Origin of the sequence: Clostridium tanneri, from assembly GCF_033659955.1 — a bacterium.
In the GTDB taxonomy this organism is placed as follows: domain Bacteria; phylum Bacillota; class Clostridia; order Clostridiales; family Clostridiaceae; genus Clostridium_AM; species Clostridium_AM tanneri.
Window position 1 is genome coordinate 138,942 of sequence record NZ_JARUJP010000005.1, and the last position, 21,679, is coordinate 160,620.

The following is a 21,679-nucleotide window of genomic DNA, read 5'->3' on the forward strand; positions in this document are numbered from 1 at the left end:
GTTCATTGAAAAAATATACATAAATTCATTTTTTAGTAACCATATTGGTAAATGATGGGTGATATTATCAGCAATTCGAATATGATTTATTAGAAAATGTAATAATTAATATTTCAGAAAAGTATAGAATTTTTGCACTTGATAATATATAATAATAAATGTAAACAATAACATAACAAAAACATAACAAAATTCAATAATGTTGGATGAAATTTTCGGGAGATTAAGTAGAAATGTTAACAATCAGTTAATGCGAATTTACTTAGTTATATATCTAAAAAAGTAATTTTAGGTATATGACATCCTTAAGTGGATAGCCGAAGGAGGAAGTACTATAAGCGAAATAGTATGAAGCTCTCAGGCAAAAGGACCGAAAATGGACAAGTCTCTGGAAAGCATATGCACCGAAGGAGTAAAACTCTCAGGTTAATAGACAGAGGTAAAGGCTGAAGGCTTTTATCTCTGTTTTTTTGTGTGTCTAGTTGGAAATATATGTATGGCGCTTAAAGCCTATAAAGGAGAGTTAGTATGATAGAACCTATAATAGTTGTAACAAATAATCCCATGAGCAAAGAGAATTTAAGCAGTAAATATGTAACTGAATTTATAGATGGGTCTACCATAGATGTATTTAAGAAGGTAAGAAGCTATATTCATAATGGTCATAAACTTCTTACTCATCCTTTAATGAGTAGTATAAAACCAAATGAGACGCCTTATAGAACAGTTATTATATCAAAAAATAGAGAAAAAGCTGTAGAGGTGGACTCCTTAAAGTACATAGAAGAAGGAATAAGTTCAACTGAAAAGTTCACTAATAAGTTTGGAATTCCTAATTGGAGTGAACAGGTTTTAGAAGACTTTCAGTTGATAGATTATGATTTAATCTATCATGCCTTATATTAATGTAGCTTAATAAAGATTATAGTTCACCCTTTTAAGTAGAATGTACAGGAATTGAAAAACTTATTGTTATCCTGTAAAATTAAGGTTTAGTCATAAGGGCGAATAGCTCTAAGCAAATTTTATCAGTAATAGTTTAATTAGAGATAGTAGGAGGTAATGAAAATGTCACACATTTACGACACTATAATAATCGGTGGTGGACCAGCAGGATTATCAGCAGGACTTTATGCTGCAAGATCAAGAATGGATACATTACTTATTGAAAGAGCTAAATTTGGAGGACAAACTTCAACTACAGATGAATTAGAAAACTATCCAGGATCAATAGAGAATTGTACAGGTCCAAGTCTTATCGAAAGAATGAGAAAGCAAGCAGAGGAGTTTGGAGTTAACTTCGGAAAAGATGATATCGCAGAGGTAGAATTAGAGGGCGATGTTAAGGTTGTAAAGGGAAAAAATGAAACTTACAGAGCAAAGACTATAATAGTAGCAACAGGAGCTACTCCAAGACTTGCAGGATTTAAACAAGAGCAAGAACTAAGAGCAAAGGGAGTATCATATTGTGCTACTTGTGATGCAGACTTCTTTACAGAACTAGATATTGCAGTTATCGGTGGAGGAGATTCAGCTATAACTGAAGCAATATATCTTACAAAGTTTGCTGAGAGTGTAACTATAATTCACAGAAGAGATTCTTTAAGAGCAGCTAAGTCATTACAAGAAAAGGCTTTTGCAAATCCTAAGATAAAATTCATCTGGGATTCAACTGTTGATGCAGCTTTAGGAGATGAAATATTAGAAGGTCTTGTAGTAAGAAACTTAAAGACTGGTGAAACTAGTGAATTAAAAGTAGATGGATGCTTCGTATTTGTTGGATATGACCCAATTTCCCAATTGTTCGATGGACAATTAGAAATGGAAGGCGGATATATCGTAACAGATGAAGACATGAGAACAAACATGTCTGGAGTATTTGCTGCAGGGGATGTAAGAAAGAAAACTTTAAGACAGGTTATAACTGCAGCAGCAGATGGAGCTATAGCTGCAACAGCTGCTGAGCATTATATAGCAGAACATAGTAAATAAAAATTGGTAGTAGGAGGATTTTGAAATGATAGAATTAAACAAAGAGAATTTTGAAGCTGAAGTTTTAACTTATACTGAAAAGCCAGTTTTCGTAGATTTCTGGGGAGATAAATGTGAAATATGTAAACAGCTTATGCCAGGAGTACATGACCTTGAAGGAAAATATGGTGACAAGATAAAGTTTGCTAGCTTAAACACAAGCACTGCAAGAAGACTAGCTATATCACAAAAGGTTCTTGGATTACCAACAATGATAATCTACAAGGATGGAGAAAAGGCAACTTCAATAACTGCAGATAAAATTGCTTCATTAGATGATATAGAAGGATTTATAAAAGCTTACTACGAAACACTTTAATAGTTACTAATTAATAGTAGAGAGTTGGCAGTTTGCAAAATAAGTTAACTAAACAGCAGACTCTATGCTATTAAATAATAAATAATTACTCATAAACCTAGAAAATTGTATTAAATATTGATTGGGAGTTAAATACTTAACTCTCAATCCAAATAAATTTGGAGGTGAACACTTTGCGTTTAGAGTTAGGAAAAATCAACATAAAAGATATTCAATTTGGAGCTGAAACAAAGGTTGAAAATGGAGTTCTTTATGTAAACAAAGAAGAGTTACTAGCAACAGTTAGTGGAGATGAGAGACTTGCGAGCATAGACTTTGATATCGCAAAACCAGGTGAAGAAACAAGAATAATACCTGTAAAGGATGTTATCGAGCCAAGAGTTAAGGTTGAAGGAAAAGGCGGAATATTCCCAGGATTCATAAGCAAGGTTGACATGGTTGGAGAAGGAAGAACTCATGTATTAAAGGGAGCAGCTGTAGTTACTACAGGTAAAATAGTTGGTTTCCAAGAAGGTATTATAGACATGAGCGGAGAGGGAGCTAAGTATACTCCATTCTCAAAGACAAATAACTTAGTTATTATTTGTGAGCCAAAGGCAGGAGTTAAACAGCACGAGCATGAAGAAGCTGTAAGAATGGTTGGATTTAAGGCTGCTACTTACCTTGGAGAAGCAGGAAGAAACGTTGAGCCAGATGAAGTAAAAGTTTATGAAACTTTACCACTATTAAAACAGGTTGAACAGTATCCAAATCTTCCTAAAGTAGTATACGTATACATGCTTCAAACTCAAGGACTTTTACATGATACTTATGTATATGGAGTAGATGCTAAGAAGATTATACCAACATTCTTATATCCAACAGAAGTATTTGATGGAGCTGTTGTAAGTGGAAACTGTGTTTCAGCTTGTGATAAAAACCCAAGCTATGTTCATATGAATCACCCAGTTATTGAAGATTTATATGAAAGACATGGAAAAGACTATAACTTCTTAGGTTGTGTAATTACAAACGAAAACGTTTATCTTGCAGATAAAGAAAGATCATCAAACATGACTGCTAAGTTAGTTGAGTATGTAGGAGCAGATGCAGTAATAATATCAGAAGAAGGATTCGGTAATCCAGATGCTGACTTAGTTATGAACTGCAACAAAATCACTGATAAGGGAATAAAAACTGTATTAATTACAGATGAATATGCAGGACAAGATGGAGCTTCTCAGTCACTTGCAGACTCAACACCAAAGGGTGATGCAGTAGTTACAGGTGGAAATGCTAATGAAGTTGTTATACTTCCTGTAATGAAGAAGGTAATAGGACACGTTGAAGCTGCTGATATAATAGCAGGAGGACACGTAGGAAGTTTAAGAGAAGATGGTACTATAGAAGCTGAGATTCAGGTTATAACTGGAGCTACAAGTGAAGTAGGATTCAACTATCTATCAGCAAAAGGATTCTAATTAGTAAAAAATTAGGATGAATTGTTAGAATATTTAATATAAAAATATAAATGTTTTAAAATAGCTTAGATTTTATAATAAGTGATATTACAAAGAAGTAATTGTGCATTATACTATGTGGATTGAAAGAGAGGATGATATAGATGTTACAAGGAAAAAAAGTTATAGCAGTAGGAGATAGAGACGGAATACCAGGACCAGCTATTGAAGCTTGCGTTAAATCAGCAGGAGCAGAAGTTGTTTTTGCATCAACAGAGTGCTTTGTCTGAACAGCCGCTGGTGCTATGGATCTGGAGATCCAACAAAGAGTAAAAGACTTAACTGATAAGCATGGTGCAGAAAACGTTGTTGTAGTAATCGGAGGAGCAGAAGCTGAAGCTTCAGGACTTTCAGCTGAAACTGTAGCTGCTGGAGACCCAACTTTTGCAGGTCCACTTGCTGGAATAGCATTAGGATTAGCTGTTTATCATGTAGTTGAGCCAGAAATAAAGGATGAATGTGATGCAGCTGTTTACGATGAGCAGTGCGGAATGATGGAAATGGTTCTTGATGTAGATGCTATCATCGAAGAAGTTAAGAACGTGAGAACTCAATACTCAAAATATTAATAGTTGATATGTTTAAATTCCTAAAAGGGGGGAAATGCTGAAATGATTAAAGTTGTTCATTATATAAATCAATTCTACGCTGGTATCGGCGGAGAAGAAAAAGCAGATATAAAACCAGAGGTTAGAGAAGGTTTTGTAGGTCCTGGTATGGGACTTAACGGATTATTAAGCAAGGAAGGTGTTGAAATAGTTGCTACAGTTATCTGTGGAGACTCTTATTTCAATGAGAACACTGAAGAAGCAAAAGCAGAAATTATAGATATGGTTAAAAAATATAGCCCAGATCTATTTATAGCAGGTCCTGCTTTCAACGCTGGAAGATATGGTGTAGCTTGCGGAACTATCGCTAAAGAAGTTGAAGAGAAATTAGGAATACCTGTACTTACAGCTATGTATATTGAAAACCCAGGTGCAGACTTATTCAAAAAATATCTTTACATCGTTGAAACTAAGAATAGTGCAGCAGGTATGAGAGATGCACTTCCTAAGGTTGCTGCTTTAGCATTAAAGCTTGCTAAGGGACAAGAAATCGGATTACCTTCAGAAGATAACTACATCGAAAGAGGAATAAGAAAGAACTTCTTTGCTACTGAAAGAGGATCAAAAAGAGCTGTTGATATGCTTGTTAAAAAGTTAAAAGGCGAAGAGTTTGTTACAGAATTCAAAATGCCTGTATTCGACAGAGTTGCTCCAAATGCAGCTGTAAAAGATATATCAAAAGCTAAGATAGCATTAGTTACTTCTGGTGGTATAGTACCAAAGACAAATCCAGATCACATAGAATCATCAAATGCTTCTAAGTTCGGTAAATATGATATAGAAGGTGTAATGGACTTAACTGCAGAAACATATGAAACTGCACACGGCGGATATGACCCAACTTATGCTAATACTGATTCAGACAGAGTACTTCCAGTTGACGTATTAAGACAAATGGAGAAGGAAGGAAAAATCGGATCACTTCACAGATATTTCTATACTACAGTTGGTAACGGAACAGCTGTTGCTTCATCAAAGAAATTTGGTGAGACTATAGTTAAAGAGTTAATTGCTGATGGAGTTGACGCAGTTATACTTACTTCCACCTGAGGAACTTGTACACGTTGCGGTGCAACACTTGTAAAAGAAATTGAACGTGGAGGACTTCCAGTAGTTCATATGTGTACAGTAGTTCCAATATCCTTAACAGTAGGAGCTAACAGAATAGTTCCAACAATAGCAATACCTCACCCACTTGGAAACCCATCATTGGAATCTAAGGATGAGTATGAATTAAGATATCACTTAGTAGAAAAGGCATTAAATGCACTTTCAACTGAAGTTGAAGATCAAACAGTTTTTGATAAGTAATTAAAACTGTCACTAGGTAAAGTGAATATATAGGGAATTGAAAATTGAAAAAATCTATTTTCAATTCCCTGTTTTTATACATAGTTAAAAAGTTTAAAGATAGGTTGAGAATTGAGAATTGAAAATTACTTTTAAATTTCAATTTTCAACTCTCAATTCTCAACAAAATTTAAGGAGGGTTTTATAATGAGTTTTCCAGTTATTAAAAAAGCATCATATGTATTAGTTAATGCACCAGATATGATAATTCATAATGGTACTACTCAAATGTTAGAAAGGGAGACAAACCCAGATTCAGAATACTTAAAAAGCATTAAGGACCATTTAAGATCCTTTGATGAAGTTGTAGGCTATGCTCCAAATCAAACATATATAGGTAATGTAACTCCAGAAGAATTAGGAGAATTACCAAGACCTTGGTACAATAGCAAGCTTGAGAATGCTAATAGATTCGGTAAGTTTGGTGAGATAATGCCTCAAGATGAGTTTTATGGATTAATAAAGGCTTCAGACGTTTTTGACCTAGTAATCCTTGAGAAATCTTTTACAGAGAAAGTTAAAGAAAAGTTTAATGCCCACCCTATTTTAAATACAAAAGTAGAAGCATTAAAAGAAGGAGAAGAACTATCTGTTATAGAAGGTCTTGTAGAAAAGGGAGTAGCTGAAGGTTTATACGAAGGCGGTAAGTTAGTAGGATGTGTTAAGAGAGCACACGAGTTTGACGCTAACCTATCTTCTCACATCATAGTAGAGAACTTAGTTGTAAAAGCATCAGGAGTATTATCCTTAATGCACCTTATAAAAAGCTCAGGAATAGATGTAAATGAAGTTGACTACTTAATAGAGTGTTCAGAAGAAGCAATAGGTGATATGAACCAAAGAGGCGGCGGAAACGTTGCTAAAGCTTGTGGAGAGATTGCAGGAATTAAGGGAGCTACTGGTACAGATATGAGAGGCTTCTGTGCAGGACCATCTCATGCTTTAATAACAGCTTCAGCTCTTGTTAAGTCAGGAATATATAGAAATGTAATAGTATTTGCTGGTGGAAGTACTGCTAAACTTGGTATGAATGGAAAAGACCATATAAAGAAAGGTCTTTCAGTACTTGAGGACTGTGTTGGTGGATTTGCTGTACTTGTATCACAAAATGATGGAGTAAGTCCAATATTAAGAACAGATGTAGTTGGAAGACATACTATAGGACATGGAGCTGCACCACAGGCTGTTATCGAAGCTTTAGTATCAGAGCCACTTGCTAAGGTTGGTATGAAAATTACAGATGTAGACAAATATGCTCCAGAAATGCAGACTCCAGATATTACAGAGCCAGCAGGAGCAGGAGATGTTCCAACTCAAAACTACAAGATGATAGGAGCATTAGCAGTTAAGAGTGGACAATTGGATAGAAAAGAATTACCAAACTTCGTAAAAGCTCATGGATACCCAGGATATGCTCCAACTCAAGGACATATTCCATCAGGAGTGCCAATAGTTGGACATGGTATAGAACATATAATGAATGGAAAATTAAACAACTTTATGATAATAGGTAAAGGAAGTCTTTTCTTAGGAAGAATGACAAACCTATTTGATGGAGTATCTATACTTGTAGAAAAGAACACAGGAGCTAAAGAAGAAGCAGCAGGAATTTCAAAGGATGAAATCAAAAACATGATAGCTGAGGGTATGAAGAAATTTGCAGAAGAACTGCTAAAGTAAGTGGGGTGATTTTAATGGATGCAACAAAAAAGTTAATATCAGAAGTTTTCAACGAAATAGCTGATGGTATAAAGAGCGGAAGTTTTGGAAAAAAAGTAAGAATTGGACTCACTACTTTTGGTTCAGAGCATGGTGTAGAAGAAATGGTAAAGGCTGCACAAATGGCTAAAAGTAAATACGGTGACTTTGATATAGTTTTAATAGGACCTAAGGTTGAAGGCGACTTTGAAGTTGTAGAAGTAAAGGATGCAGAAGAAGGCCACAAGAAAATGGTAGAACTTCTTGAAAATAAGGAGTTAGATGGCTGTGTAACTCAACACTTTGACTTCCCGATTGGAGTTTCAACAGTAGGAAGAGTAGTAACACCAGGAATGGGAAAAGAACTTATTATTGCTACAACTACAGGAACTACTTCTACACATAGAGTAGAAGGTATGATTAGAAATGCTATATCAGGAATTGCAGTTGCTAAATCAGTGGGTATTGAGAATCCTGAGGTGGGTATATTAAATATAGATGGAGCAAGAGGAGTTGAAAGAGCTCTTAAAGATCTTCAAGCTGGAGGATACAACTTTAAGTTTTCTGAATCACTAAGAGCTGACGGTGGCTCTGTTATGAGAGGCAATGATTTACTTGCAGGAACTCCAGATGTTATGGTTTGTGATTCTCTAACAGGAAATCTTTTAATTAAAATATTTGCTTCCTTTACAACTGGTGGAAACTATGAAACTTTAGGTTATGGATATGGACCAGGAATAGGAGAAAACTATGACAAGTTAGTGAACATAGTATCAAGAGCATCCGGTGCACCACTTATCTGTGAAGCTTTAAGATACTGCGCAACTTGTGCTAAGAATGATGTTTTAGCTAAAGCTAAAGAAGAATTTAAGAAAGCTAAGGAATCAGGCTTAGATACAATAGTAGGAAAAATATTAGCAAAGGATAAACCAGCTGCAGCAGAAGAGGAAGAAGTAAAAATGCCTCCAAAGCAGGTAGTTACTTATGCAATACCTGGAATAGATATACTAGAACTTGAAAATGCTTGCAAAGCATTATGGAAGGAAGGTATCTATTCAGAAAGTGGTATGGGATGTACAGGACCAATTATTCTTGTACCAGAGGAAGTAGGAGAAAAAGCAGCAGAGATATTGACAAATAAGGGTTTTAAGTAGAAAACGTTACACCCTCGGCAAATCAGTTATTGCCGGGGGTTGTACTCTCTAAAAATATTATTTAAAATCTAGAAGGAAAATAGGACCTTTTGTAGAATATTTTATTTGGTACAGACACATCATATAAAAAGAAAAACTATATCTTTATAGGAGGGAAATTTTAATGAATAAAAAAAGAGTAGTATCACTACTTGCAGCAGCAATAATGACAGTATCAGTATTTGCAGGCTGTGGTAGCCAAAAACAACAAGGTGGATCAGGAACAACTGAGGCAAAACAAGTAAAAATAGGTCTTGCTACAGACGAAGGTGGATTAAATGACAAGTCCTTCAACCAAGCAGCAGATGAAGGTATTAAAAAAGCTCAAAGTGAGTTTAAGAACATAGACTATAAACCAATTGAATCAAAGAAAAAGGATGAGTTCCAACCAAATCTTCAAGCTTTAGTTGATAACGGTTCCGAAATTATATTCGGCGTAGGATATCAGATGGCAGATGCTATGACTGATATGGCAAAGAAATATCCTGATAAAAAGTTTGCTATAATAGATTCAGAAGTTAAAGAAAAGAACGTTGTATCACTTAACTTCAAAGAGCAAGAAGGTTCTTTCTTAGCAGGTGTTATTGCTGGAAAAATGACTAAGAGCAATAAATTAGGTTTCGTAGGTGGAAAAGACTTTGAATTAATAAATAGATTTGCAGCAGGATACATGGCTGGAGCTAAAGCTGTTAATCCAAGTGTACAATTTGACGTAAGATATGCTGCTGACTATGCAAACCCAACAAAAGGTGAAGAATTAGCAACATCAATGATCAATGGTGGTTGTGACGTAATATACCATGCTTCAGGTGGTACTGGATTAGGTGTATTTAAAGCTGCAAAAGCTATGACTAAAGCAGATAAGAAGATATGGGCTATAGGCGTTGACATGGATCAATCTCTTACTGTTCCAGAATATGCAGATGTTATTCTAACAAGTATGATAAAGAGAGTTGATACAGCAACTTATGATACAGCTAAATCAGTTGTTCAAGGAAAATTTGAAGGTGGAAAAAACATAGTATTTGGATTAAAAGAGCAAGGTGTTGATATAGCAGCAACTTCAAATAAGAATACTCCAAAAGATGTTTTAGATTTAGTTGAAAAGTATAGAAAAGCTATAATAGATGGAAAAATAACTGTTCCAGCTACAAAGGAAGATGCAGCTAAATTTACAGCACCAGCAATCTAAATTTAGTATAGGTATTTTAAGCTAGGTATGTAACTTTACATCTAGTAAATTAGCTAAAAAAAATCTTTACTAAAATATTAATAAAGTAATATAATAAGCTAGGTATACTATGCATAAGCTAGGCATAGACCTAGCTTTTTCTTTACAGAAAGCCAGGAAGCTTACACTAAGGAGGTTAAAAATGGAAAAGGTAATCGAAATGCTGGAAATAACCAAAGTTTTTCCAGGGACTATAGCTAATGACAACGTTAACTTCGAATTGCTTAAAGGTGAAACTCATGTTTTACTAGGTGAGAATGGTGCGGGAAAAACTACACTTATGAATATACTCTATGGCCTTTATCAGCCGGAAAAGGGTGAGATTCGTGTAAATGGGAAAGAAGTAAAAATAACTAACCCTAACGATGCTATTAAGCTTGGTATAGGAATGGTACATCAGCACTTTATGTTAGTTCACAATTTCACAGTAGCAGAAAATATAGTTTTGGGAATAGAGCCAAAAAAAGGGCTTAGAATTGATATAAAGAAGGCCGAGGAAGATGTTAAAGGTATAGCAGATAAATATGGATTTAATATAGATCCAAAGGCTGTTATTGAAGACATATCTGTTGGTCAGCAGCAAAAGGTTGAAATTTTAAAGGCTTTATACAGAGGTGCGGATATACTTATACTAGATGAGCCTACAGCAGTTTTAACTCCTCAGGAAATAGAAGAGCTTGGAGTTATTATAGACAATCTAAAGGAAGAGGGAAAATCAGTTATTCTAATAACTCATAAATTAAAAGAAGTTATGAAAATGAGTGATAGAGTAACTATAATAAGAAGAGGTAAGGTAACTGGAACTGTAAAAACTAAGGAGACTAATATAGATGAGCTTGCAGAGCTTATGGTTGGAAGAAAGGTAAACTTAGTGGTAGAAAAAGCTGAAGCTAAGGCGGCAGGTGAGGTACTTAATGTAGAAAATCTTGTAGTTAAGGATCACAGGGGTGTAGAAGCAGTAAAAGGGGTAAGTCTAGCTGTTAAAGCTGGAGAGATTGTGGGTATAGCTGGTGTTGACGGAAATGGTCAAACAGAATTAATAGAAGCTATAACAGGACTAAGAAAGTCAGAGTCTGGAAAGATAACCTTAGAAGGTAAAGACATTTTTGGTAAAAGCCCAAGACAGATTACAGATAGTGGATTATCCCACATTCCTGAAGATAGACATAAGAGGGGATTGATTCTAGGTTATTCTCTTTTTGAGAATTCGGTACTAGGAACATATCATCAAAAGCCTTTTAGCAATGGTATAGTGATGAATTACGGAGAAATACGTAGGCATTGCCAGAAATTAATAGAAGAGTTTGATGTTAGAACACCAAATGACGAGGTAAAAGCATCTGCATTATCAGGAGGTAATCAGCAAAAGTTAATAGCAGCAAGAGAAATTGCAAAGGATCCTGATCTTATAATTGCCTCACAGCCTACAAGAGGAATAGACGTAGGAGCTATAGAGTATATTCACAAAAGATTAGTTGCAGAAAGAGATAAAGGAAAGGCTGTTTTACTAGTATCCCTTGAACTAGATGAGATAATGGCTCTTTCAGATAGAATAGCAGTTATGTACGATGGAAGAATAGTGGATATACTAGATAGAAAGGATGCAGATGAAAAGAAACTAGGGGTACTTATGGCAGGAGGATCCTTGGAGAATAAAGAAGAGGTGAATGATGGTGAGCAAAGGAGACAATAAGAATAACGGAAGAAATATAGTAACAGATGCTTTGAAAAGCCTTGCATTTCCGTTTTTTTCAATAATAGTGTCATTATTTGTTGCTGTATTTTTCGTAATGTGGGCAAAGGAATATTCAATTACTGAATATTTTACAGCCTTAAGCGATTTAATAACTGTAATCGTAAATGGAAGCTTCGGTGATCCTGCAAAGACTTTGGAAACTATGGTTTTTGTAACACCTTTAATATTTACAGGGGTTGCCCATGCTATAGCTTTTAAGTGTGGACTATTTAACATTGGAGTTGAGGGACAGTTTACATTGGGATTAATTTGTGCAGCTATAGTTGGTTTAATTCCAGGATTAAGTCCATGGATACATGTTCCTTTAATAATTTTATCAGGTATAGTAGGTGGAGGAATATGGGCAGGAATTCCAGGATATTTAAAAGCTAAATTTGGTACCAATGAAGTTATTAATACAATTATGATGAACTATATTAGTATAAATGTAGTTAACATAATTGTACTTAGAACACCTATTGGTGTTGCATCAAAAGCCTCTACACCAACAATACAAGAAAGTGCCCAATTTCTTAAATTTAGTACAATCAGCAGAGCTAATATAGGACTTATATTTGCTGTTATTTGCGCACTACTTATATACTGGTTACTTTGGAAAACTACTGTGGGATATGAAATAAGAGCAGTAGGTATAAATGCCTTTGGAGCAGAGTATGGTGGAATAAATATTGCAAGAAATACTATACTAACAATGGTTTTATCCGGTGCCATTGCAGGTATTGGGGGAGCATCTCACTTAGCAGGGGTAATGTACAGCAGTACAGATTTAATGGGTTTTATAGGATACGGATTTGATGGTATAGCTGTTGCTCTTTTGGCCAAGAGTAATCCTATAGGATGTATACCGGCAGCAATATTGTTTGGAGCTTTAAACAGTAGTTCAAGAATGCTTCAGTTAAATTCAATACCTAAAGAAATAGTTTATTTAATACAATCAATTGTTATAATCTTTGTTGCTACAGACTACATAGTAAAATACTTTGAAAACAAAAGAAGAAAGAAAGGGGCGATAGTAAATGGATAATGCAGGACTTATTATTATAATAATAGCATCTACCTTGAGAATGGCAACACCACTTATATTTGCAGGTCTTGGCGGTGTGTTTTCAGAAAGAGCTGGTGTTGTAAACGTTGGTCTTGATGGAATGATGACAATAGGTGCGTTTTTTGCAGTTTTCGGTTCCTACATTACAGGAAGCCCCCTAGTTGGAATTTTATTTGCTGCAATAGCAGGTGGACTTTTAGCTTTACTTCATGCTTTTTTAAGTATTCACTTAAGAGCTGACCAGGTTATATCTGGTACCGCTATTAACCTTTTTTCAACAGCTTTTGCTAGCTTTCTTATATTTAAAATATTTAAAAAGGGCGGTCAGACAGATATAGTAACAGGACTTTCATATAACATACCAGCAGCTATAAAAGAAATTCCTTTTATAGGCCCATTAATAGGAGGGTTAAACTGGTTTGTAATATTGGCTTTAATACTTGTATTTGTATCAAGTTTTGTATTGTTTAAAACTCCGCTAGGACTAAGAATAAGAGCTGTAGGAGAACACCCAAGTGCAGCAGATACCTTAGGAATAAGTGTTTATAAAACAAGATATTTATGTGTAATACTTTCCGGAGTGCTTGCAGGTATTGGTGGAGCAGCTTTGTCTATAGGAATGACTCCTGTTTACAAAGAAGGAATGGTTTCAGGACGTGGTTTTATAGCTTTAGCGGCTATGATATTTGGTAATTGGAATCCAAAGGGAACTATGTGGGCTTGCTTGTTATTTGCCTTTGGTAACGCATTGGAGATAAATGCACAGAGCCTTGCTCTAAATATACCTACTGAAATTTATACTATGATACCATATATATTAACTATGCTTGCTTTGGCAGGATTTGTCGGAAAGACTACTGCACCAGCAGCAGATGGAGTTCCATACGAAAAGGGACAGAGATAAAAGAGAGTTTGCTTCAGCAAACTCTCTTTTGTATATCCAGATAATTTAGGTTATATACACTTAAAAGAAAAATCTACAGTTATTTCCCATGCCCAATTTTTCATTCCTAATTTTATAAGTTCTTTGTTAATGATATAATAAAATGAGCAAAATAATAGGGCGTAGAAATGGGGTGTTAACATGAATATGGATTTTAGTTTAAGTTTAACTCAAGAACAGAAACTTATAATGACTCAAGAAATGCAGTTATCTGTAAAACTTCTTCAGATGTCAGGCTTTGAACTGCAAGAATATGTAGAAAAAGAGCTTCAAGAGAATCCTGTACTTGATTCTAAAGCACCATCTTCCGCTAAAGAAGACAAGGATAAGGTTGATTACAAAGAATTGGTCAAGTACTTTGAATTTGACAACTACAGTCATCACAGTTATGAAAAAAGTGATGAAGAAGAAATATCACCCTTTAACTTTATATCTGAGAAAAAATCATTGAAGGAATACTTAAGAGAACAGGTTAGGGATCTAAATGAAAAGGATTATATTAAGTCTATATGTTTATACTTGGTAGAAAATATTGATGAAAAAGGGTATCTATCAATAAAGGAAAATGAAATAAGTAGAGAACTGAAAATTAAAGAAGAGATTATAAAGTATTGTATAAGAGTAATTCAATCCCTTGAACCAGATGGAATTGGTGCTAAAGACTTACGGGAGTGTCTAAAGATACAGATTGATAAAAAAGGTATAAAGGATGAAAATATATTTAAAATAATAGACGAGCATCTAGAACTGCTGGCAGAAAACAAATATAATTCTATAGCAAAGTCTCTCGGTATAGATGTAAAAAAAGCACAGGAATATGGAGATATAATCAAGTCGCTTCAACCGAAACCTTCCAGAGGATTTTTTACAGGTGAGGAAGTTAAGTACATAACTCCTGATGCTTATATAAAAAAAATCGACAATGAGTACTACATAATAATGAATGATGATATTATACCAAAGCTTACAATAAATGAAATATACAAAGAAATAATTACTAATGAAAACGATAAAAATGCAGTAGATTATGTAAAAGAAAAATTAAACAGTGCTATATTCTTAATTAAGAGCATTCAACATAGAAAAAGTACAATATATAGAGTTTTAGAAAAGATACTGGAAAAACAAAGGGATTATTTTGATTTTGGTGATGAATATTTAAGGCCTATGACACTGAAAGAAATAGCGGAAGAGCTAGAGATGCATGAATCTACAATTAGTAGAGCAATTAGGGATAAATATATATATACACATAAAGGCACTATAAAGATAAAGGATTTATTTACTACAGCAATATCTTCTAACTCAACAGGAGAAGATGTATCAGTAAAAATTATTAAGAAGACCATAAAAGAACTTGTGGACAAAGAGGACAAAGAAAAGCCGCTTTCTGATCAGGTTATATGTGATTTAATAAATAAAGAAGGAATGAATATTTCCAGACGTACTGTAGCAAAATATAGAGAGGAAATGGGAATAAAGTCATCTAAGGGGAGAAAGAGATTCTAATTCTCCCCATTGTTCACAATTTGTTCATACTTTTTTTGAAAATACTATTTAAAAAATTTTTTATTTAATTTATAATATAAGTGGGACAAGAAAAAGTGCACTGGGACATTAAATGACCAAGGGGGTATTGTAAGTGGAAGATGTGCTAAAATTACAACAGAAGATAGTACCAGAGCTTGTGGAATTACTTGAGAAAAGGTATAACATTCTGAGAACAATATATTACAATCAGCCCATTGGTAGAAGGGTACTTGCTAACAACCTAGAAATTGGAGAAAGAATTGTAAGAACTGAAATTAACTTTTTAAAAGGTCAGAATTTTATAGAAATAAATACACCAGGCATGACAATAACTAAAGAGGGCGAAGAAATAATTGATAAGCTGAAAGATTTTATACATGCGATGAAAGGATTGTCTGAAATAGAAAAGTTTATTAAGGACAGCCTAATGTTAAAAAAGGTAATAGTTGTTCCTGGAAATCTTGATGAAGATAAAACAGTAGTAAATGAAATTGGAAGAGCTGCAGCAGGTTATTTGAAGAGCATAATAGCAGATAAGAGCATAATTGCAATTACCGGTGGCTCTACAATAAAAGAACTGATTGATAACATGCCTAAAATGTCTAGTTTTAAAGATATTTTAGTGGTGCCTGCTAGAGGCGGAATGGGAAGAAATATAGAGACTCAGGCGAACACCCTTGCTGAAAAACTTGCCAGCAAACTAGAGGGGAATTATAGATTACTTCATGTGCCTGATAACCTAAGTGATAAAGCTATGAGCACTATAATTCAAGAAAAAGATGTTAAAGACATTTTAGACACTGTATATAATGCTAACATTTTAATATACGGTATTGGTAGAGCGGATGAAATGTCCAGAAGAAGGGGATTAATTTCAGAAGAAATACAGAAGATAGAGAACTCTGGAGCAGTTGGAGAAGCCTTTGGGTATTACCATGATGAAGAAGGAAAAATTGTGTACTCTACACCAAGTATAGGAATAAGAAATGAAGAGATAGGGAAAATAGATACATTGATAGCTGTAGCTGGTGGAAAAGAAAAAGCAGAAGCAATTATTTCTATACAAAAAAACTACCATAATAGTGTATTAGTAACAGATGAAGGTGCTGCTAGAGAAATAATGGAACTTTTAAAATAGCCAATAAATTTTATCATATATATAAATTATTTAATTGTTTAGGAGGAGTTTTACATGATTAAAGTTGGTATCAATGGTTTTGGAAGAATAGGAAGAAATGTATTTAAAGCATTAGTAAAAAACTATGCTAATGAATTAGAAATAGTAGGTATAAATGATTTAACAGATGCTAAGACATTAGCTCATTTATTAAAATACGATTCATTATACGGAAAATTTGACGGAACTGTAGAAGCTAAAGAGGGTTCAATTGCAGTTAACGGAAAAGAAATAAAGATATTTGCTGAAAAAGATCCAAAGAATATAGATTGGAATTCAGTAGGAGCAGAAATAGTTATAGAATCAACAGGATTCTTCACTGATGCTACAAAGGCTAACGCTCATCTTGGAGGAACTGTTAAAAAGGTTCTTATATCAGCGCCAGCTTCAAACGAAGATATAACAATAGTTATGGGAGTTAACGAAGAGAAGTACGATGCAGCTAACCACCACATAATATCAAATGCTTCATGTACAACAAACTGTTTAGCACCATTTGCTAAAGTTCTTGATAGAGAGTTTGGAATAGTTAAAGGATTAATGACAACTGTTCACTCATACACTGGAGACCAAAGATTACTTGATGCTCCACACAAAGATATGAGAAGAGCTAGAGCTGCTGCTGAGTCAATGGTTCCAACAACTACAGGAGCTGCTAAGGCTGTTGCACTAGTATTACCACAATTAAAAGGAAAATTAAACGGATTCTCATTAAGAGTTCCAACTCCTACAGTATCATGTACTGATTTAGTTGTTGAATTAGGAAAAGACGTTACTGTAGATGAAGTAAACGCTGCATTAAAGAAAGCATCAGAAACTGATATGAAGGGTATCCTTGGATACAGTGAAGAGCCATTAGTATCTATCGACTACAGAGGAGATGAAAGATCATCAATCATCGATGCTATGTCAACAATGGCTATCGAAGGAAACATGGTTAAGGTTGTTTCATGGTATGACAACGAAGCTGGATATTCAAACAGACTAGCTGACTTAACTAAATACGTTGCTGATAGACTATAAGCAGAGAGCCTAAATCTGTGATTTAGTGCGAATCGCTTACTCCTCAGAGGTAACGATGAGGAGTTTCATATATTAATAAAATAGGTCTGGTTTTGTAGTTTTGGCTATAAGGCCAGACCCTTTTTAATAAGTTAAGCTATTTGATAGGATTAATGTTTGGAAGTAATTGGTTAGGCAAATGATAGAAACTGATATATAATTGGGAATGGGGGATTGGGAGTGAAAATGACCCACTATTCCCAATTCGAAATTCCCAATTGAAGAAAAGGAGTGTTATAAATGGCTTTTAACAAAAAGACAATTGAAGATGTAGAAGTAAAAGGAAAAAAGGTTTTGGTGAGATGTGATTTTAATGTTCCGCTAATAGATGGAAAAATTACTGATGAAAATAGATTAGTAGGTGCAATGCCTACTATAAAGTACTTAGTTGAAAATGGTGCAAAAGTAATACTTTGTTCGCATCTTGGAAAACCAAAGGGAGAGCCAAAGAAAGAGTTATCATTAGCACCAGTTGCTAATAGACTATCAGAAATGCTTGGAAAAGAAGTAGTGTTCGCTGCTGATGACAATGTTGTTGGAGAAAATGCTAAGAAAGCAGTAGCCGAAATGAAAGATGGCGATGTTGTACTACTAGAAAACACAAGATACAGAAAAGAAGAAACTAAGAATGAAGAGAACTTTTCAAAGGAATTAGCATCACTTGCAGAAGTTTTTGTTAACGATGCTTTTGGAACAGCTCACAGAGCACACTGTTCAACAGTTGGAGTTACTGAATTCTTACCGGTTTCAGTATGTGGATATTTAATTCAAAAAGAATTAAAGTTCTTAGGAAATGCAGTTGAAAATCCAGTAAGACCATTTGTAGCAATACTTGGTGGAGCAAAGGTTTCAGATAAGCTTGGAGTTATAAACAATCTATTAGAAAAAGTAGATACTTTAATAATAGGTGGAGGAATGGCATATACATTCTTAAAGGCTCTAGGCCATGAAGTTGGAAATTCACTTTTAGAAGCAGACAAAATTGATTATGCAAAAGAAATGATGAAAAAAGCGGAAGAAAAAGGAGTTAAATTACTGCTTCCAGTAGATGTAACTTACGCTGAAAAGTTTGGAAAAGATGAAACTCCTATAGTTTCAGAAGGAAGAGATATACCTTCTGATCACGAAGGTTTAGACATAGGACCAAAGAGCGCAGAATTATTTGCTCAAGCAGTAAAGGAAGCTAAAACAGTTGTTTGGAACGGACCGATGGGAGTATTTGAATTCCCAAGCTTTGCAAAAGGAACTTATGCTGTTGCAGAGGCTATGGCTAGCTCAGATGCTACCACAATAATCGGAGGAGGAGACAGTGCATCAGCTGTTAACAACCTAGGATTTGGAGATAAGATGACTCATATATCAACAGGTGGTGGAGCTTCTCTTGAGTTCCTAGAAGGTAAGGAATTACCAGGGATTACTGCACTTAACGATAAATAGGATTATAACTTAAGATGTAGATAGGTATATATAGTAAATTTTAATACTTGATTAACTATATATACCTTAATCATATTTTAAGCTAGCTTTCAATTAGAATTGTTTAGATTGAATTCATATATCTTAGTCAATTTAATTTATAAAAGAAAATGTTAACTAAAAAATTTAGAATATATTTAAATTAAAAAGATGAAAATATTTACATATAAAATAAAAAGAAATAGGGAAGTTATTATTAATAAATAATCAAGACTAAAAATTTTAAAATATGACACATATGTGATATAATTTATTTATAAATAATAATTATCCCTGACTCTAAAATAAATAAAGGGATCGAGGTAGATAATAATGAGAAAATCTATAATAGCTGGAAACTGGAAAATGAACAATACTATAGAAGAAGGATTAAAGTTAGTTGAGGGATTAATACCTGCAGTAAAGGATGCAAAAGGTGATGTAGTAGTTTGTCCACCATTTATTGCATTAGATGCAGTTTTAAAAGCAGTAAAGGGAACTAACATAAAAGTTGGAGCACAAAATATGCATTTTGAAGAAAGTGGAGCATATACTGGAGAGGTAGCACCAGCAATGCTTGCACAAATGGGAGTGGAATATGTAATAATTGGACATAGTGAGAGAAGACAATATTTCAATGAGACAGATGAAACTGTAAACAAAAAGACTAAGAAGGCATTAGAGCATAACTTAGTACCTATAGTTTGCTGCGGTGAGTCTTTAGAAGAAAGAGAAGCAAATGTAACTGAAGAAGTTTTAGGAAGACAAATAAAACTAGATTTAGCAGGACTTAAAACTGAGCAAGTTGAAAAAGTAGTTATAGCTTATGAGCCAATTTGGGCTATAGGAACAGGAAAAACAGCTACAGATGAACAAGCAAACGAAACTATAGCATATATAAGAAGTGTAATAACTTCAATGTACGGAAAAGACGCAGCTGACAAAGTAAGAATTCAATACGGCGGTTCTGTAAAGCCATCTACAATAAAAGCTCAAATGGCTCAATCAGACATAGATGGAGCATTAGTGGGCGGAGCTAGTTTAAAGGCAGAAGATTTCGCAGCAATAGTTAACTATTAATTCAGAGTGAACAGTTGAAAGTTAAGAATTGATAGGTGCCCAAACTATTAGCTTTTAACTTTCAACTTACAAATTTGGAGGTAGAAATGAGTAAGAAACCAGTAGCATTAATCATACTTGACGGATTCGGAATTTCAGACAAAGTAGAAGGAAACGCAGTTAAGGCAGCATATAAGCCAAATTATGATAGATATTTCGCCAACTACCCTAATACAGAAATAGGGGCTAGCGGCATGAGTGTTGGACTACCTGAAGGACAAATGGGTAACTCGGAAGTTGGGCACTTAAATATAGGTGCAGGAAGAGTAGTATATCAAATGTTGACTAGAATAACTAAGTCAATAAAGGATGGAGACTTTTTTGAAAATGAAGCTCTAAATAAGGCTATAAAAAACGCTAAAGAAAACAATTCAACACTTCATATAATGGGACTTTTATCCCCAGGAGGAGTCCATTCACACACAGATCATCTTAAAGGCATTCTAAAATTAGCAAAAGAAAAAGGTGTTCAAAAGGTATATCTTCATGGATTTCTTGATGGAAGAGATGTTCCTCCAGCTTCAGCTAAAGAATATATATCAGATATAGAAAGCTTTATGAAAGAGCTTGGAACTGGAGAAATAGCAACAGTATCAGGAAGATACTATGCTATGGATAGAGACAAGAGATGGGAAAGAGTTCAGCTTGCATACAATGCAATGGTTCTTGGTAAAGGTGAGGAAGCAGCAAGTGCTATAGAAGCTGTTGATAAATCATATAATGATAACAAAACAGACGAATTTGTACTTCCATCAATAATAGTGGAAGGCGGAAAGCCAAAGGCCACTATAAAGAATAAGGACTCTGTAATATTCTTTAACTTTAGACCAGACAGAGCTAGGGAAATAACAAGAGCTATAAATGATAAGGTATTTGATGGTTTTGAAAGAGAAACTCTAGATCTTACCTTTGTATCCTTAACTGAGTATGATATAACTTTAGAAGGTGTAGATGTAGCCTTTGGAAACGAAAGTTACACAAATACTTTAGGAGAATATGTAAGTAAACTAGGGAAAAATCAATTGAGAATAGCTGAAACAGAGAAATATGCTCATGTAACTTTCTTCTTTAATGGAGGAGTTGAAGAGCCAAATACAAATGAAGATAGAGCTCTTATACCATCCCCAAAGGTTGCTACTTACGATATGAAGCCTGAAATGAGTGCCTATGAGCTTACAGAGGAATTATTAAGTAGACTTGATGAAGATAAATACGACATGATTATATGTAACTATGCAAATCCAGATATGGTAGGACATACAGGGGTAATTGAAGCAGCTAAAAAAGCTGTAGAAGCTGTAGATGTATGTTTAGGAAAAGTAGTGGATAAAATATTAGAGAAGGGCGGAACTGCATTTATAACTGCAGATCATGGTAATGCAGAGCAAATGATAGATTACTCTACAGGTAAGCCAATGACAGCTCATACAACAGATCCAGTTCCATTCCTATATGTAGCAGCAGAAGCTAAACCATTAAGAGATGGCGGTATACTAGCAGATATAGCCCCAACAATGCTTCAAGTTATGGGATTAGATAAGCCTACAGAAATGACTGGGAAAAGCCTTATAAAATAATCTTAAATTGGGAATAGGAACTTTCCTGCTCCCAATTTAAAAATTTTTACCTCAAATTGACGAAAAATTTATAACATTAGCATAAA

The 21,679-nt window shown here is 34.4% G+C and carries 18 protein-coding genes and 2 riboswitches; all 18 genes read left to right on the forward strand.

Features of this window, described 5'->3' with window-relative positions:
• Window positions 1-280 precede the first annotated feature (280 nt).
• Window positions 281-383, forward strand: a riboswitch (glycine riboswitch).
• Window positions 384-386: 3 nt separating this feature from the next.
• Window positions 387-439, forward strand: a riboswitch (glycine riboswitch).
• Between the two features lie 89 nt (window positions 440-528).
• The 18 genes from P8V03_RS06185 (at window position 529) to gpmI (ending at window position 21,593) form a co-directional block, all read left to right on the forward strand.
• The gene (locus tag P8V03_RS06185) at window positions 529-906 is read left to right on the forward strand and encodes a GrdX family protein (RefSeq protein WP_261670576.1); all 378 of its coding nucleotides are present in this window, start codon (window positions 529-531) and stop codon (window positions 904-906) included.
• A 162-nt stretch (window positions 907-1,068) separates the two neighbouring features.
• Entirely contained in the window at window positions 1,069-1,992 is a 924-nt protein-coding gene (gene trxB, locus P8V03_RS06190) for a thioredoxin-disulfide reductase (RefSeq protein WP_318797301.1), read from the forward strand.
• A gap of 25 nt (window positions 1,993-2,017) precedes the next feature.
• The gene (locus tag P8V03_RS06195) at window positions 2,018-2,350 is read left to right on the forward strand and encodes a thioredoxin family protein (RefSeq protein ID WP_261670578.1); all 333 of its coding nucleotides are present in this window, start codon (window positions 2,018-2,020) and stop codon (window positions 2,348-2,350) included.
• Window positions 2,351-2,523: 173 nt separating this feature from the next.
• On the forward strand, window positions 2,524-3,810 hold the full coding sequence (locus tag P8V03_RS06200; protein WP_261670579.1) for a glycine/sarcosine/betaine reductase component B subunit: 1,287 nt from the start codon (window positions 2,524-2,526) through the stop codon (window positions 3,808-3,810).
• Window positions 3,811-3,953: 143 nt separating this feature from the next.
• Window positions 3,954-4,418: a glycine/sarcosine/betaine reductase complex selenoprotein A gene (gene grdA / locus P8V03_RS06205; RefSeq protein ID WP_261670580.1), complete on the forward strand. Its 465-nt coding sequence runs from the start codon at window positions 3,954-3,956 to the stop codon at window positions 4,416-4,418.
• A gap of 42 nt (window positions 4,419-4,460) precedes the next feature.
• Window positions 4,461-5,768, forward strand: a complete 1,308-nt coding sequence (gene grdB, locus P8V03_RS06210) for a glycine reductase complex selenoprotein B (RefSeq protein ID WP_261670581.1) — start codon at window positions 4,461-4,463, stop codon at window positions 5,766-5,768.
• Between the two features lie 186 nt (window positions 5,769-5,954).
• Window positions 5,955-7,487 (forward strand): glycine/sarcosine/betaine reductase complex component C subunit beta, encoded by a 1,533-nt coding sequence (gene grdC, locus P8V03_RS06215; RefSeq protein WP_261670582.1) that lies wholly within the window; start codon window positions 5,955-5,957, stop codon window positions 7,485-7,487.
• Between the two features lie 14 nt (window positions 7,488-7,501).
• Window positions 7,502-8,659 (forward strand): glycine/sarcosine/betaine reductase complex component C subunit alpha, encoded by a 1,158-nt coding sequence (grdD, locus tag P8V03_RS06220; RefSeq protein ID WP_261670583.1) that lies wholly within the window; start codon window positions 7,502-7,504, stop codon window positions 8,657-8,659.
• 163 nt (window positions 8,660-8,822) lie between these two features.
• Window positions 8,823-9,890: a BMP family lipoprotein gene (locus tag P8V03_RS06225; RefSeq protein WP_261670584.1), complete on the forward strand. Its 1,068-nt coding sequence runs from the start codon at window positions 8,823-8,825 to the stop codon at window positions 9,888-9,890.
• Window positions 9,891-10,071: 181 nt separating this feature from the next.
• Window positions 10,072-11,622, forward strand: coding sequence for an ABC transporter ATP-binding protein (locus tag P8V03_RS06230; RefSeq protein ID WP_318797307.1), 1,551 nt, complete (start codon window positions 10,072-10,074; stop codon window positions 11,620-11,622).
• Entirely contained in the window at window positions 11,603-12,709 is a 1,107-nt protein-coding gene (locus P8V03_RS06235; protein ID WP_396125087.1) for an ABC transporter permease, read from the forward strand. Before P8V03_RS06230 ends, P8V03_RS06235 begins: the two co-directional genes overlap by 20 nt.
• Window positions 12,702-13,634: an ABC transporter permease gene (locus P8V03_RS06240; protein WP_261670587.1), complete on the forward strand. Its 933-nt coding sequence runs from the start codon at window positions 12,702-12,704 to the stop codon at window positions 13,632-13,634. The genes P8V03_RS06235 and P8V03_RS06240 overlap by 8 nt, the downstream gene beginning before the upstream one ends.
• A gap of 186 nt (window positions 13,635-13,820) precedes the next feature.
• On the forward strand, window positions 13,821-15,182 hold the full coding sequence (rpoN, locus tag P8V03_RS06245; RefSeq protein WP_318797393.1) for an RNA polymerase factor sigma-54: 1,362 nt from the start codon (window positions 13,821-13,823) through the stop codon (window positions 15,180-15,182).
• A gap of 133 nt (window positions 15,183-15,315) precedes the next feature.
• Window positions 15,316-16,341 carry a sugar-binding transcriptional regulator gene (locus tag P8V03_RS06250; protein WP_261670589.1) on the forward strand — a complete coding sequence of 342 codons (1,026 nt, stop codon included), beginning with the start codon at window positions 15,316-15,318 and terminating at the stop codon, window positions 16,339-16,341.
• Between the two features lie 54 nt (window positions 16,342-16,395).
• Window positions 16,396-17,403, forward strand: coding sequence for a type I glyceraldehyde-3-phosphate dehydrogenase (gap, locus tag P8V03_RS06255; RefSeq protein WP_261670591.1), 1,008 nt, complete (start codon window positions 16,396-16,398; stop codon window positions 17,401-17,403).
• 279 nt (window positions 17,404-17,682) lie between these two features.
• The gene (locus tag P8V03_RS06260) at window positions 17,683-18,879 is read left to right on the forward strand and encodes a phosphoglycerate kinase (protein ID WP_261670592.1); all 1,197 of its coding nucleotides are present in this window, start codon (window positions 17,683-17,685) and stop codon (window positions 18,877-18,879) included.
• A gap of 351 nt (window positions 18,880-19,230) precedes the next feature.
• A complete protein-coding gene (tpiA, locus tag P8V03_RS06265; protein ID WP_261670593.1) occupies window positions 19,231-19,977 on the forward strand; it encodes a triose-phosphate isomerase in 747 nt (248 codons plus the stop codon).
• A gap of 86 nt (window positions 19,978-20,063) precedes the next feature.
• Complete coding sequence (gene gpmI / locus P8V03_RS06270) at window positions 20,064-21,593, forward strand: 2,3-bisphosphoglycerate-independent phosphoglycerate mutase (protein WP_318797313.1); 1,530 nt, start codon at window positions 20,064-20,066, stop codon at window positions 21,591-21,593.
• Window positions 21,594-21,679: the final 86 nt, after the last annotated feature.